General features: G+C 34.6%; 17 protein-coding genes. 7 read left to right on the top strand and 10 right to left on the bottom strand.

Going from position 1 to position 14,654, the window contains the following annotated elements:
• Window positions 1–132: 132 nt before the first annotated feature.
• Entirely contained in the window at window positions 133–588 is a 456-nt protein-coding gene (locus Q0787_RS06055; RefSeq protein WP_298901344.1) for a hypothetical protein, read from the top strand.
• A gap of 52 nt (window positions 589–640) precedes the next feature.
• Here Q0787_RS06055 and Q0787_RS06050 read toward each other — a convergent pair whose 3' ends face one another.
• The gene (locus Q0787_RS06050) at window positions 641–1,699 is read right to left on the bottom strand and encodes a zinc metalloprotease (RefSeq protein WP_298901343.1); all 1,059 of its coding nucleotides are present in this window, start codon (window positions 1,697–1,699) and stop codon (window positions 641–643) included.
• A gap of 196 nt (window positions 1,700–1,895) precedes the next feature.
• Window positions 1,896–3,110: an aminotransferase class V-fold PLP-dependent enzyme gene (locus tag Q0787_RS06045; protein ID WP_298901342.1), complete on the bottom strand. Its 1,215-nt coding sequence runs from the start codon at window positions 3,108–3,110 to the stop codon at window positions 1,896–1,898.
• Window positions 3,111–3,218: 108 nt separating this feature from the next.
• Between Q0787_RS06045 and Q0787_RS06040 the strand changes: the two genes are divergently transcribed.
• The 3 genes from Q0787_RS06040 to Q0787_RS06030 are packed head-to-tail and all read left to right on the top strand — an operon-like array spanning window position 3,219 to window position 4,196.
• Window positions 3,219–3,557 carry a PadR family transcriptional regulator gene (locus Q0787_RS06040; RefSeq protein WP_298901341.1) on the top strand — a complete coding sequence of 113 codons (339 nt, stop codon included), beginning with the start codon at window positions 3,219–3,221 and terminating at the stop codon, window positions 3,555–3,557.
• On the top strand, window positions 3,554–3,982 hold the full coding sequence (locus Q0787_RS06035) for a hypothetical protein (protein ID WP_298901340.1): 429 nt from the start codon (window positions 3,554–3,556) through the stop codon (window positions 3,980–3,982). The genes Q0787_RS06040 and Q0787_RS06035 overlap by 4 nt, the downstream gene beginning before the upstream one ends.
• 10 nt (window positions 3,983–3,992) lie before the next feature.
• The gene (locus tag Q0787_RS06030; protein ID WP_298901339.1) at window positions 3,993–4,196 is read left to right on the top strand and encodes a hypothetical protein; all 204 of its coding nucleotides are present in this window, start codon (window positions 3,993–3,995) and stop codon (window positions 4,194–4,196) included.
• Here the strand turns inward: Q0787_RS06030 and sufD are convergent.
• The 6 genes from sufD to Q0787_RS06000 all read right to left on the bottom strand — a co-directional run bounded on the left by sufD (window position 4,167) and on the right by Q0787_RS06000 (window position 9,052).
• A complete protein-coding gene (sufD, locus tag Q0787_RS06025; RefSeq protein WP_298901337.1) occupies window positions 4,167–5,480 on the bottom strand; it encodes a Fe-S cluster assembly protein SufD in 1,314 nt (437 codons plus the stop codon). The genes Q0787_RS06030 and sufD overlap by 30 nt on opposite strands.
• A 78-nt stretch (window positions 5,481–5,558) precedes the next feature.
• Complete coding sequence (gene sufC / locus Q0787_RS06020) at window positions 5,559–6,311, bottom strand: Fe-S cluster assembly ATPase SufC (RefSeq protein ID WP_298901336.1); 753 nt, start codon at window positions 6,309–6,311, stop codon at window positions 5,559–5,561.
• A gap of 2 nt (window positions 6,312–6,313) precedes the next feature.
• Window positions 6,314–6,748: a hypothetical protein gene (locus tag Q0787_RS06015; RefSeq protein ID WP_298901334.1), complete on the bottom strand. Its 435-nt coding sequence runs from the start codon at window positions 6,746–6,748 to the stop codon at window positions 6,314–6,316.
• Between the two features lie 21 nt (window positions 6,749–6,769).
• Window positions 6,770–8,221 carry a Fe-S cluster assembly protein SufB gene (sufB, locus tag Q0787_RS06010; protein WP_298901333.1) on the bottom strand — a complete coding sequence of 484 codons (1,452 nt, stop codon included), beginning with the start codon at window positions 8,219–8,221 and terminating at the stop codon, window positions 6,770–6,772.
• Between the two features lie 9 nt (window positions 8,222–8,230).
• Window positions 8,231–8,560 carry an iron-sulfur cluster assembly accessory protein gene (locus Q0787_RS06005; protein ID WP_298901332.1) on the bottom strand — a complete coding sequence of 110 codons (330 nt, stop codon included), beginning with the start codon at window positions 8,558–8,560 and terminating at the stop codon, window positions 8,231–8,233.
• A gap of 252 nt (window positions 8,561–8,812) precedes the next feature.
• On the bottom strand, window positions 8,813–9,052 hold the full coding sequence (locus Q0787_RS06000; protein WP_298901331.1) for a hypothetical protein: 240 nt from the start codon (window positions 9,050–9,052) through the stop codon (window positions 8,813–8,815).
• Between the two features lie 162 nt (window positions 9,053–9,214).
• Here Q0787_RS06000 and thiL point away from each other — a divergent pair, with 162 nt between their 5' ends.
• Complete coding sequence (gene thiL, locus Q0787_RS05995; RefSeq protein ID WP_298901330.1) at window positions 9,215–10,267, top strand: thiamine-phosphate kinase; 1,053 nt, start codon at window positions 9,215–9,217, stop codon at window positions 10,265–10,267.
• Here the strand turns inward: thiL and Q0787_RS05990 are convergent.
• Together Q0787_RS05990 and Q0787_RS05980 are read right to left on the bottom strand one after the other, a co-directional pair.
• Window positions 10,248–10,517, bottom strand: coding sequence for a hypothetical protein (locus tag Q0787_RS05990; RefSeq protein ID WP_298901329.1), 270 nt, complete (start codon window positions 10,515–10,517; stop codon window positions 10,248–10,250). The two genes, thiL and Q0787_RS05990, sit on opposite strands and share 20 nt — an antisense overlap.
• Window positions 10,518–10,927: 410 nt before the next feature.
• Window positions 10,928–11,761: an alpha/beta hydrolase gene (locus tag Q0787_RS05980; protein ID WP_298901326.1), complete on the bottom strand. Its 834-nt coding sequence runs from the start codon at window positions 11,759–11,761 to the stop codon at window positions 10,928–10,930.
• 21 nt (window positions 11,762–11,782) lie between these two features.
• Here Q0787_RS05980 and Q0787_RS05975 point away from each other — a divergent pair, with 21 nt between their 5' ends.
• Both Q0787_RS05975 and brnQ read left to right on the top strand, forming a co-directional pair.
• Window positions 11,783–13,333: a serine hydrolase gene (locus tag Q0787_RS05975; RefSeq protein ID WP_298901324.1), complete on the top strand. Its 1,551-nt coding sequence runs from the start codon at window positions 11,783–11,785 to the stop codon at window positions 13,331–13,333.
• Window positions 13,334–14,629 carry a branched-chain amino acid transport system II carrier protein gene (brnQ, locus tag Q0787_RS05970; RefSeq protein WP_298901323.1) on the top strand — a complete coding sequence of 432 codons (1,296 nt, stop codon included), beginning with the start codon at window positions 13,334–13,336 and terminating at the stop codon, window positions 14,627–14,629.
• The last annotated feature ends 25 nt before the right edge of the window (window positions 14,630–14,654 follow it).

The raw sequence follows: 14,654 nt of genomic DNA, 5'->3' as shown, positions 1-14,654 counted from the left end.
ACGCTGTGTTTTTAGTTGTTTATAGTAATATTACAAAAAAGAAGCCAAAGTTTAGGATTCAAAGAACTTTTCGGATTTAATTTAAAAAAAAACAATACTTTTAATACAATTCATTAACCTTATACATTAACTATGAAAACATTAATATCTCTTTTTCTTCTTATCTCTTTTACTGCATCGGCACAAAAACTAGATCGAAAACAAATGTATTCTTATTCTGACGACGTAGAATTTAGAATTTATGCCATACAAAAAAGTAGGACTGCCGATAGAAATCAAGAAGTTTTCGTTGCAGAAAAGGGACAACGATTTTTTACTATAGTATTTGAATTTAAAAACAAAAGCTCTGAAGCGCAGGTTATAGACTTCGAGAAGATATTTATTAAAGATAAAGACGGAAATCTACATGAAGTAGATTTAGTCGTAATGTCAATGAAACTTACCACCTCAATAAAGAAGTTTCAGCAAAAATTAAAAGCTAATAAAAAACGAAAAATTATAGCTCAATTTATCCCGCCACTTCCAAAAAAAGAGCTTATAAAAACACTCGTCATTGATGGTACTGAGATAGAATTAAAATACAATTAATAAAAAAAGGATGCCTAAAAAGACACCCTTTTATTTCTATAAAAACTGAAAATTAGTTTGCCATTGCTGCTCTAGGTCCTCCAGATGCGAAAAGCGTTCTCATGCGCGTTTTTTGTCCTTCAGAAAACATATACATACATGCATCATCAACATAATCCATATAGTTCATTGTCATATCGTTAGATCTACAGTTTACGGTAGGATATGATGGACAACCATAGTTTGGTGCATCAGACTTAGGTGTATCAGCCACAAAATCATCTCTATTACATCTTCCGTCTCCCCAAATATGACGTAAATTTAGGTAATGGCCTACTTCGTGAGTTGTTGTTCTACCTCCATCAAAAGGTGCAGATACAAATCCAGTATTTCCAAAGTATTGCGGAGACACTACAACACCATCTGTAGATGTAGGTCCTCCTGGGAATTGTGCATATCCTAAGATTCCTCCCCCAATATTACATACCCAAATATTTAAATGTGTTTCAGGTGTTACAGGTGGATACGCAGCTTTCATTGCATCATTAGTTCCCCAAGAGCTTCTTGAATCTGCATGTCTAAACGTTCCTGCTAGTGTAAACTCAATTTCACTATCCGCTACCAATCCAGAAAATTCTCCTGGAACTTGATTAGCATCACCATTTGTTGCTCTAAAATCTTCATTTAAAACATCAATTTGAGATTGAATCTGTCCTGCGCTAATATTTTGTTGTGAGTTACTATAAATAACATGAACATAAACAGGGATATTGATAACACCTAAGTTATCATCACCACCTCCATCGCCACCGCCGTCACCGCCGCCGCCGTTATTACCATTTCCATTTCCATTCCCTGGTCTTAATAAGATATTGGCTCTGGTTTGGTATTCGATGTCGTACATTTTTTTGTAAAGCTGTGGGTCCTCACTTAAAAGTCGGTTTAAGTTGGTCATCGAATAACACTGTGTTTTACCATTTCTTGCTTTTCCACCATTAGTCTCAGATTCTGTGTGTACAAAAAAGTCGCTCATATCAACTTTGTTTTGTTCTTCAGAAATTTCATTTTTGTCATTTTCACATGAAGTAAAAATTAGGGCTAGAGCTGCGAGGCTCAGAAACATTTTTTTCATTTTTTATGTGTTTTTGGTTAAAAATTTTGCTGAATATATAATTTTTAACACATAAAACTGAATAATTCTTTAAGAAAATATTAAGATATTAACAAAAACTGTTTTTAATTGAAAAAATTACGGAAAACCCGTAATTTAAAGTCAGGTAATTCTTTCTTGAAAAGATTTAAGGTAAAGATAAAGTGATTGTTACGAATTAGCTTAACATCATTTTTGCTTTATTAACACCATTAACCAACGCGTCGATTTCTGCTTTTGTATTATAAAATGCAAATGATGCTCTTACAGTTCCAGGGATTTTGAAAAAATCCATAATGGGTTGTGCACAATGATGTCCTGTTCTAACCGCTATACCCATTTTATCGAGTATAGTTCCAATGTCGTATGGATGAATCCCTTCAATATTAAAAGAAATAACCGATGTTTTCTCTTTAGCTGTCCCATAAATTCTTAAGCCCTCTATTTCTGATAATGCGTTTGTTGCATATTCTAAAAGTTCATGCTCGTAGGTCGCAATAGCGTCAAATCCAATGGCATTCATATAATCTACAGCTGCGCCAAAAGCAATACCCCCACAAATGTTTGGTGTTCCAGCTTCAAATTTATGTGGTAATCCAGCATAGGTTGTTTGCTCAAAAGTAACCTCGTCTATCATCTCTCCTCCGCCTTGATAAGGTGGTAATTTGTTTAGCCACTCCTCTTTTCCGTAGAGCAATCCAACGCCAGTAGGACCACACATTTTGTGAGCCGAAGCCACATAAAAGTCAACATCTAAAGCCTGAACATCTGGTTGTACATGCGGGCAAGATTGAGCTCCATCTACTAAAACTGCAGCACCAACTGCATGAGCTTTCGAAATGATTTCAGCAATTGGGTTTATGGTTCCTAAAGCATTTGAAATATGATTGACAAAGACCAATTTTGTGTTTTTAGAGAGTAAGTCATTATAATCGCTCATAATAAGTTCACCCTTCTCATTCATAGGAATAACTTTTAAAGTTGCTCCTGTACGTTCGCACAGCATTTGCCATGGGACAATATTACTATGATGTTCTAGGGCTGAGACTAAGACCTCATCATTTGAATTGAGTAAGCTAGAGAATCCGTTTGCAACCAAGTTAATGCCATGAGTTGTACCAGAAGTTAATATAATCTCATGGCTATGTTTTGCATTAAAATGCTTCTGGATTTTTGCTCGAGCTTGCTCATACAGGTCTGTTGCTTCTTGACTCAGTGTATGTACACCTCTATGAATATTAGCGTTATAATTCGTGTAATAATCAACAATTACGTCAATCACTTGTCTTGGTGTTTGAGAGGTCGCTGCATTATCAAAATATATTAGTGGTTTTCCATTTATCATTCGATTCAAAATTGGAAAATCTTCTCTGATTTTATTGACGTTTATCATAAGTGCAAATTTACGAGATGTTTGATTAAAATGATATTCAGAAAAAGAAACTTATAAAATTTTTAATATTTTATTCAAATACATTTAAATAAAATGTATATTTGTCATATGTATAGTAAAGAACTCACAAAAGGAACATTACAACCTATTATTCTGAAACTAATTAGTAGCAACGGAAAAATGTACGGTTACGAAATCACACAACAAGCAAAAAAAATAACTTCCGGAAAAATAGATATTTCGGAAGGCGCTTTATATCCCATACTTCATAAACTTGAGGCCAAAGGTGTACTAACGACCGAAAAAGTATTTATTGGCAAACGCGTTAGAAAATACTATAAGGTAACTAAGGAAGGCAAAGAAATGGTTTCTGAGGTCACACGAGAGATACATGATTTTATAGACACGCTAGGTATTATTTTTAATTCTGAAACTCAAAACACATGATATTATCTGACCAACAAATCGAATTTATAGAAAACAGTTTAAAATTGTATGGTGTTAAATCGCAAGGGCTACGTGAAGATTTACTTGATCATATGTGTTCATATATAGAAAGTAAAACTAGTGGTGATTTTGAATCTCTATACCAAGAAGCGTTGCAGAAATTTGGTGGTTACGCCAATTTTCAACGCTTACAATTAGAAACAAACTATCAGAAATATGAAAAAAACATCATGGTCTTCAACCGATTGAAGTTTTCTGTTGGAAGCATTGCAAGCCTTCTTTTAGTGGTAAGCTTGCTATTTAAAATGATGCATTGGCCATATGCCAATGTTATGATGATTTCGGCTGTGCTTATTTTCGCCTTCATCATGATTCCTATTCATTTTTATGTTCGCTTTAAAAAATCTATTCACAAATTTTCTTAAATCACACGTTATGACGAAATCATTTTATGTATTAGGCTTCCTAACCTTTTTTGTACTAGGCATAGGAATTATGTTCGAATTCTTATCTTGGCCTTATCGAGGTATCATTGTTTTTATTGGACTTCTACTCCTGAATTTTGGTTTAATTCCAGCCTATTTTTATCAAAAATATAGACAGGCTAAATTAAAGGTCAAAGCCAATACTAACGCCTAATTTATTTGCGATTAATTTTGTAATGCGTCGTTTAATCTCAGGTATTTTTACTGAATCTAACACGTTATTACTAAATGCAAACATTAATAAGGCTTTAGCTTCTTTTTCGGGAATTCCGCGTGATCGCATATAAAACATAGCGCTATCATCTAATTGTCCAATGGTACAACCATGAGAGCATTTCACATCGTCGGCAAAAATTTCCAACTGAGGTTTTGTATTAATGCTCGCCTTGTCACTCAACAATATATTATTGTTGGCTTGGAAGGCATTCGTTTTTTGAGCAATTTTATCAACGATTACTTTTCCGTTAAAAACACCTGTAGATTTATCGCCAAAAATGCCTTTATAGTCTTGGTGACTTTCACAGTTAGGCTCAATATGATGCACTAATGTATTATGGTCTACATGCTGCTTATCACCAATTATAGTTACCCCTTTTAAAGTGGAATCTATACGCTCTCCGTTTTGATAAAAGTTAAGGTTATTTCGTGTTAACTGACCTCCAAACGAAAAGGTATGAACAGATGCATGGCTTTCTCGTTTTTGCTTAATAAACGTATTATCAATTAGAGACGCACTTTGCCTATCATTCTGAATTTTATAGTAATCTACAATAGCTCTCTTATTTGTAAATACTTCGGTAACGCTATTGGTTAACACTGGGTTTTGAGTAAGACTTTGATGACGTTCTATAATTTGAACATGTGAGTTTTCGTCTACCACAATTAAATTACGAGGCTGCAACATAAGTGCAGATTCATTTCCGGTAGAAAAATGTATAATCTGAATTGGCTTTTCAACCACTTTATTTTTAGGTATATGGATATAAGCTCCTTCTTGAGAAAAAGCTGTGTTTAAAGAAGATAAGCTATTTTTATCGGCTGCTTTATTAAAATAGTTCTCAATAATCAATCGATATTTAGGTTTTGCTAAAGCCGAAGACATCAAACAAACATCCATACTATCATGAGTAGTTTGTGACAAATGTGATGAATACTTCCCATCTATAAACACAATCTTATACGTATCTATATCATGGATAAAGTACTTTTTAACATCACTATATTCTATGGCATTTTCTTGCTTTGGAAACACGCTATAATCGTGTTTTAGCACACTGTTTAAGGACGTGTATTTCCAATCTTCATCACGTTTTGAAGGAAAACCTTCATCTTCAAATGTTTTAATAGCTTCGCTACGAACATCATGAACGGCTGATTCCACGTCCACCATGTTTTCAAATGCTATAAATGATGATACTAATTTATCTTTTAAATCCATTTCTCAATCTTCAATCTTTAGTTATAAGTAGTTCATATTTGCTTTTTTTTAGCAATAATCAACCTATCTTAAACCTGTTTAAGCGTTCACTTCTTCTTTAATCCAATCGTAACCTTTTTCCTCCAACTCATGAGCCAATTCTTTGGTTCCCGATTTTACAATACGTCCATTATATAATACATGTACAAAATCTGGAACAATATGATCCAGTAAACGCTGGTAATGTGTGATTACAATAACGGCATTATCTTTACTTTTTAACTTATTGACACCGTTGGCAACAATACGTAAAGCATCAATATCTAAACCAGAATCTGTCTCATCTAAAATGGCCAATTTTGGTTCTAGCATTGCCATTTGGAAAATTTCATTTCTTTTTTTCTCACCACCTGAAAATCCTTCATTTAAAGAACGCGATAAAAACTTCCTATCTATTTCTAAAAGTTCTGATTTTTCACGAATCATTTTCAGCATTTCATTTGCTGGCATATCGTCCAAGCCTTTAGCTTTTCTTGTTTCGTTAATCGCCGTTTTCATAAAGTTAGTCACGCTAACTCCTGGTATTTCAACTGGATATTGAAAAGATAAAAAGACACCTTTATGAGCACGCTCTTCTGCGGCTAATTCTTCGATATCTTCACCTTCCAACAGAATTTCACCTTTCTCAACTTCATACTCTTCTTTACCAGCTATAACAGAAGCTAGTGTGCTTTTTCCAGAACCGTTTGGTCCCATAATAGCATGAACTTCACCTGCTTTGACTTCTAAATTAATACCTCTTAAAATGGCTTTATTTTCAACACTTGCGTGTAAATCATTTATCTTTAACATAATTACTTACTTCCTAATTTTATAACATCATTATCTTCTGGACTTGGTTTTGACACCTTCAAAATTTCTTTAATTTCAATTTTCTGTTTCCATTCGTTTTTAACATCATTCTCAATCAAACGAACTCTTAAAGTTACAGGAACCATAGTATATTGATCTGCTTTATGTGATGCAACCAAAGTCTTTAATTCATTCATTTTATCATCAACTACGACACCATACATTTGTGTAGGTGTTTTAAAAACAGCTGCATTATCTGATTCCACATAAAGAAAATCACCTTGAATGGCAATTAACCCATCACTTTGCTTTAATGTTTTACCTGGTTCGGCAACAATAGGTTGTTCTTCTGAAATCGCATCAACCTCCATTTTCTTTTCATCTTTACAGCCTGTTAGAGCTAAAAGTATTGTTAATAGTAAGACTACTCTTTTCATGATTTAAATCTTGATTTTTTATTATCCGACTGACCCTTCTAAACTAATTTCTAATAATTTTTGAGCTTCTACTGCAAATTCCATTGGCAGTTTATTTAGGACTTCTTTACTAAATCCGTTGACAATAAGTGCAATTGCTTTTTCGGTATCAATACCACGTTGGTTGCAATAGAAAATTTGATCTTCACCAATTTTACTAGTTGTTGCTTCGTGCTCTATTTGAGCCGATTTATTTTTAGCTTCTATATAAGGAAAAGTGTGAGCACCACACTCATTACCCATTAATAAGCTGTCGCATTGAGAGAAGTTACGTGCGTTATCTGCCCTTGAGCTTATTTGTACTAAACCTCTATAAGAATTTTGAGATTTTCCTGCCGAAATTCCTTTCGAAATAATGGTTGACTTAGTGTTTTTACCTAAGTGAATCATTTTTGTTCCAGTATCGGCCTGCTGATAATTATTGGTCACGGCAATCGAGTAAAATTCTCCAACAGAATTATCGCCTTTTAATATACAAGATGGGTATTTCCATGTTACAGCACTACCTGTTTCTACTTGTGTCCAAGATATTTTAGCGCTGGTTTCACATAAACCTCTTTTGGTAACGAAGTTATAAACACCACCTTTCCCTTCTGCATTTCCTGGATACCAATTTTGAACTGTAGAGTATTTAATTTCTGCATCATCTAGAGCAATCAATTCTACAACGGCCGCGTGTAATTGGTTTTCATCTCTACTAGGTGCTGTACAACCTTCAAGATAACTTACATAACTACCTTCATCTGCAATCACTAAAGTACGTTCAAATTGACCAGTTCCTGCTTGATTAATTCTAAAGTATGTTGATAATTCCATCGGGCAACGAACCCCTTTTGGTATATAGCAAAAACTACCATCGCTAAATACAGCACTGTTTAATGCCGCATAGAAATTATCTTTTTGAGGAACAACAGTTCCTATATGTTTTCTAACTAATTCTGGATGTTCTTTAATTGCTTCAGAGATGCTCATAAAGATAATCCCCTTTTCAGCTAAAGTCTTTTTAAAAGTTGTTGCGACAGATACAGAATCGACAACAACATCCATAGCCACACCAGCTAATTTTTTTTGCTCATCTAAAGAAATTCCTAATTTCTCAAATGTTGCTAAAAGCTCTGGATCTACTTCATCTAAGCTATCATATTTTGGCTTGCTGTTTGGAGCAGAATAGTAAGAGATGCCTTGGAAATTTGGTTTTTCATAATGCACATTAGCCCATTCAGGTTCTGTCATTTCTTTCCAAACCTTAAAGGCCTCAAGTCGCCATTCAGTCATCCATTCTGGCTCTTCCTTCTTTTTTGAAATAGCTCTTACAATATCTTCATTTAAACCTACTGGAAAGGTTTCCGATTCTATGTCTGTATAAAATCCGTACTCGTATTCTTTCGTCTTCAGTTCTTCACGAAGATCATCTTCTGTATATTTATTGCTCATACCTCTTTTTTAAAGTGAGAATGACTCACCACAACCACAAGTTCTATTGGCGTTAGGATTATTAAATACAAACCCAGCTCCATTTAAACCTCCCGAATATTCTAAGGTTGTTCCTATTAAATATAAAAAACTCTTTTTGTCGACAATAATTTTAACACCATTGTCTTCAAACACTTTATCATCTTCCTTCTGTTCCTTATCAAATTTCAAGTCGTATGACAAACCAGAGCAACCGCCACTTTTTACACCAACGCGTATAAAATCGGTAGTAGCATTGAAGCCATCATCAGTCATTAATTCGATGACTTTATTTTTTGCTGTTTCTGATACTTTAATCATGTCTTAATTATAGATTTAATCTGTTTTTAATTTTAGTTTTTAAATGTCAGATTGAACATCTATCTAAATACTTCATATTCCGAACAAAAAATCTTGATCTGAATGTTTTATCTAAATAGATTGCAAATATACGATATAAGTCCATTTTTTCCATAGAACCTAACATTATATTAGCAAATGACTACATAGGTAGATGCAATAGAAAGATCTAGCGTTTATGGCGCGATATAAACTAGGAAAGTGAATTTTTTACTATGCCGAAATTTTACGGCGAAAATATTGGTTTTTTAAAAGAAATAACTGCCTTAGAGCAGTATTGATATCACGATTTTTATACGGAAGTGTTCTAAACTCACCTTGATCATTAACAGCAACTTTAGAATGGCATGTTTTACAAGTAAGTTCATTGCGATAAGCCGATGGTTCAGTTGAGCGCTCTAAATTGTGTCCAAATACTGAACACGATAAATCGTTAGTCGTAGTGGTTTGCATAGTAGGTTAATAAGATTTGGGGAGACTAACTTAAAGGTTTTAATTTATTTAACCGATGAAACACTAATTTTTTCGATGAAATGCATTGTTTTTGTTTTTTAAAGATGATAAAAATGCATCTATTGGTCGTGTTCTTCAAAAAAAGCTACTTATTTTTGCAGCATGATAGAAGATAAAAACCCACAACGCACCTCTTTAGAGCAACTTGGAGAATTTGGTCTTATTGAACATTTGACTAAAAATTTTGATGTAACACAGCGTTCTACTGTAAAAGGTATTGGAGACGATGCGGCTGTTTTAGATCATACATCCAGCCAAATTGTTGTTACCACAGATTTACTGGTTGAAAATGTTCATTTCGACTTGAGTTATGTGCCTTTAAAGCATTTGGGCTATAAGGCAGTAATTGTAAACTTGAGTGATGTTTATGCAATGAACGCCATGGCAACTCAGGTTACTATTTCTATCGCTGTATCTAATCGATTTCCATTAGAAGCTCTAGAAGCATTATACGAAGGTATTGAAACTGCTGCGAAACTTTACAATGTTGATGTTATTGGTGGTGATACGACGTCATCAACTACAGGGCTCATTATTTCGGTCACAGCCATTGGAGAAGTACATAAGGATGATGTAGTACTTAGAGCTGGCGCTAAACCAAACGACTTACTGGTTGTTACTGGCGACATTGGTGCAGCTTATATGGGACTCCAGGTTCTGGAGCGGGAAAAAGAAGTATTCAAAGTAAATCCGCAAAATCAACCTGATCTCGATCCTTACACTTATATTATTGAACGCCAACTAAAACCAGAAGCTCGAAAAGACATTGTTGAATTACTTAAACAATTAGAAGTTAAACCTACGTCTATGATTGACATTAGCGATGGGTTATCTTCAGAAATCATGCATATCTGTAAGCAAAGTGATGTTGGTGTAGAAATTTATGAAAACAAAATTCCGTTAGACCCTCAAGTTATTTCTACATGTGAAGAATTTAACATAGACAGTACAACAATTGCTTTAAATGGTGGTGAAGATTACGAGTTGTTAATGACAGTTTCGCAGGAAGACTTCCCAAAGATAAAGGGCAATCCAAATTTAACTGTAATTGGCTATATTACTGAAAAAGCAAGGGGTATGCTCTTAATCACACGAGGTGAACAAGCTGTTCCTATTATTGCAAAAGGTTGGAATGCTATGAAAAATGAGGCGTAAAGTCTAAGAATGTATTTTCTTCAGCCTTTACTTCTGTTTTTTGCTTTATCCGAGAAATTCTTCTATTATGGATACGTTCTAAAACTGAATTGATTTCTTTGTACTTAGGTGTTAATAATGTTAATCCACCTTTTCCATTTGTCGTTACTTGAGTATTGCAATGACAACATTTATATTCTTTCACGTGATATGTGATGTTTTTGGAAACTTCGTATTGGTGTCCAAAGAGAGAGCAGTAGAGACTTTTCACCGTATTGCGATATTTAGTTATTAATTTAGAGGATGACTAAATATATGAAAACCACGCAATAACGTGAGATTTTACGCTAATATATCGATGAACTGAGTGTTTTCTTCTTTAAACGCATCATTCGGCGGGTGTAAATTTGCTCTAAAATGGCATTTATTTCTTTATACTTCGGTGTGAGCTCTGTGAGTTTGCCATTACCGTTAGTCGTTAATTGGCGCTTACAGCATTTGCAAGTATATTCTTTAACATGAGAGGTGACCTTTTTCGTCATCTCATAATTATGACCAAATATATCACAGTAGATTCTTAACGGACTTGAAGTCTTGGTAGATGTAGTTTTTTTCATGGCTGTTAGATTTGGGGACAGTAAACTTAGAAAAAAAAGTTATTAAATGCGTCAAAAAGTATTTTTATTCGATAAAATGCTTTAAAATGTAGGTTAATTCTGATTTATTTTCAATATGACTCATATGTCCATTTGACAATTCTCTACAAACGATATCTGAACCTATGGTCTCTTTCAATATACGTTGGCGATGTATAACTGGATCTTTTGCACCAATAATTATTAATTTTTTAGCATCCAAAGCCTTAAAAAAACTATACATGTCACTTCTAACCATCATTCCCTCCTGCGCAGCGATATATCCTTGTAATGGAATTTGCAGTGCCTCATTTAGGGCCTCCTCGAGTTCGATCTTAAATGTACTTCTGCTTTCAGGCGAAAATAAATTAACAAATGACATTCGTACTACAGCCTCATAGTTAGATTGCACCATAATGTTGGCTCTTTTTCTAATTTGTTTTCGTTGGGCGTCATCGGCATGATAGGTGGAGTTCATTAAACACAAACCAAGTACACGTTCTGGAAAACGTTGAGCAATTACCAACGCCACATAACCACCCATTGAGTGACCAATTAAACTATAGTTGCTTAATTTCAAATCATTTACAACTGCCAATACAGCATCTGCCATATCTTGCATGGTATGTATATACCCAAGACATCCCGTTTGGCCATGACCCAACAAATCGACACTCACGACCCTATGATTTTGTAAAAGTTCGGCTTTGACTGCATGCCACATTGTTGAGTTTTCAAGAAAACCATGAAGCAAAATGACAGGAGATCCATGACCTTCATCTTCATAAAATACCGGAACATTTTTATACCTTAAAACCATAGATTGCAAAGATACTATTTGAATATATTTTGCATGTAAGTATTTACTATATTTGAGCATAATCAAATAAAAATTAATCTCATGCGCCTTAAAAGCCTTGCACTATTAGTTAGTTGTGTTTTTTGTTTTTCGTCCTATGCACAAATTGAAGAGGAAAAACTTGACGCTCTTATAAAAGAAACATTAACAACATTTGACGTTCCAGGAATTTCTGTAGGCATTTTAAAAGACGGTGTGATTACTTATTCTAAAGGTCATGGTGTAAGATCACTAACCAGCGAAAAAGACATGAATTCTAATACTTTAGTTGGTGTGGCATCAAACAGTAAAGGGTTTACTTGCTTTGCCTTGGCCATGTTAGTTGATGAAGGAAAACTTAACTGGGATGACAAAGTTCGCCAACATATTCCAGAGTTTCAACTGCACGATCCTTGGGTTACAGAAGCCTTTACAGTAAGGGATTTAGTAACACATAGAAGTGGTTTAGGGCTCGGTGCTGGTGATTTGATGTTTTTTCCAGAAGGCAATGATTTTGACGTTAATGACGTGATTGCTAATGTAAAGTATTTAAAGCCTGAAAGCTCTTTTAGAAGCACGTTTCAGTATAATAATAACATGTACATCATTGCAGGCGAAGTTCTAAAACGAGTAAGTGGGTTGTCTTGGGAAGAATTTATTGAAACCAAAATCATGAAACCTGTTGGGATGACACACAGCAAAGCATCCTATAATCGTGTTACTGACAAATCAAATATTATAGATGCTCATACCAGAGCTGACGGAAAAGTTGTTCAAATCCCACATGATTGGAGCGCTACCGCTAATCCAGCCGGAGGTATTATGAGTAATGTGCCAGATATGTTAATCTGGGCAAAATTTTTAATGAACGATGGTGTTACTGCAAATGGCAAGCGCCTTATTAGTGAACGACAAATGCATGAACTTTGGCAATTACAAACGCCTTTACGAGTTAGGAAAGGTGATGCTTACGATTCTAATTTTAGAGGTTACGGATTAGGTTGGTTTTTAACCGATGTTAAAGGAGGTCACAAACAAGTTTATCATACTGGAGGCCTAATTGGTACAGTAACTCAATTTACAATGATTCCTGATTTAGATTTGGCTATTGTTGTCTTAACCAATCAGATGGTTGGCTCTGCATTTAATACCATTACAAATACGATAAAAGATAGCTATTTAGGTTATGACAATAGAAACTGGCTTCAACGTTATGGTACGAGAAACTCAGACTATATTAAATACAATGACAGTATCAAAACTGCAGTATATAATAAAGTAGCGCTTGCGAAACAAAACCAAAACTTACCTCAACCATCGCAAATAACAGGAACCTATACCGATGATTGGTTTGGAAATGTACTTATAGCTCACGATGGAAAACGTTATACAATCACTTGTGAACGTTCTCCATATTTGTCTGGAGAATTATTGCCTTATAATGCGACCACATATGTAGCCAAATGGGACAATAGGAGTTATGACGCTGATGTTTATGTGCATTTTTCTTTTGATGAATCTAGCAATGCCACAGGAGCGACGATGTCTTATATTGCACCAATTACAGATTTTAGTTTTGATTTTCACGACCTTAACCTTAAAAAGACTAACTAATTGAATTCTCGAAAAGAACTTTTTATTACAGGCTTTGGATTATTCTCCTTGTTTTTTGGAGCTGGTAATTTGTTACTGCCGCCTTTATTAGGATATAATGCGGGCGAAAAATGGCTTTGGGTAGCAGTCGGTTTTATGATTACTGCTGTTGTCATTCCAATTATTGGGATATTGGCGCATGCAAAATTGCAAGGCACTTTATATGACTTTGGGAAAAAGGTTTCTCCTCAATTTAGTCTTATTTATTGTGTTCTAGTTTATATCATTTCTATTGCTATACCTTCTCCCAGAACAGCGGCAGCAACGCACGAAATAGCTATTCATCCAACATTTGGCACTAGTCCTTTACTTACCAGCGCCATTTATTTCGCCTTAGTTTTAGTGTTTGTACTTAACCGTTCTAAAATATTGAGTTTTATAGGAAAGTTTTTAACTCCATTAATCGTTATTATGTTGTTAATGGTTATTGGCATAGGTTTGTTTTCTTCTGAAATGACCACAAGCGCCGCCCAGTTTGAAACTCCAATAGTAAGTGGTATTCTTGAAGGATACCAAACTTTTGACGCCATTGGTGCTGTTGTTGTAGGCGCTGTTGTTATTATCTCTGTTAACTTTAGAAATAAAGGAAACTTTGAAGAGAAAAGATCTCTTATTGCAAAATCTGGTTGGATTGCAGGATTAGGTTTGTTTGTTATTTATGCAGGTTTAATTTCGGTTGGTGCCTATTATGGCTCTGAGATTATTATTAATTCTGAATTGAGCAGTGATATGCAACGTGCCAATTTGTTAAGGGGAATTAGTATTGACGCGTTAGGAAGTTTTGGAAACACTGTATTAAGTATTTTACTAGCATTGGCTTGTTTTACAACTGCTGTTGGTATTGTTGCAGGAACTGCAGATTATTTTAAAGGCTTGCTGGGTAACTCGCAATTGGTATATATTATGACAGCAATTATTAGTTGCGTGTTTGGTGTTATTGTTGGTCAGTTAGATTTTCATTCTATAATCGTTATCGCTTATCCTGTATTACTGTTTATTTATCCCATAACTATTGTCTTGATTATTCTGAATATACTGCCTAAACGCTTTGCAACACCACTAGTATTTAGAGCCGTTGTTTTAATCACTTTTATATTTAGTATTCCAGACGTATTAGGACAAGTAAGTCCGTCAGATGGTTTATCAAATGTCACTCCATATATTCCGTTTGCAAAACACCAATTGGGCTGGGTTTTACCTGCTATTGTGACTTGCTTAGGTGTAGGCTTGTTGTCTAAAAACAATAAAGCCGTATAAATCATTATACGGCTTTTAAAAATGC

This window comes from uncultured Psychroserpens sp. (assembly GCF_947492715.1).
In the GTDB taxonomy this organism is placed as follows: Bacteria; Bacteroidota; Bacteroidia; order Flavobacteriales; family Flavobacteriaceae; genus Psychroserpens.
Note: the sequence above shows the minus strand (reverse complement) of the source record. Positions and strands in the feature narration are given on the sequence as shown.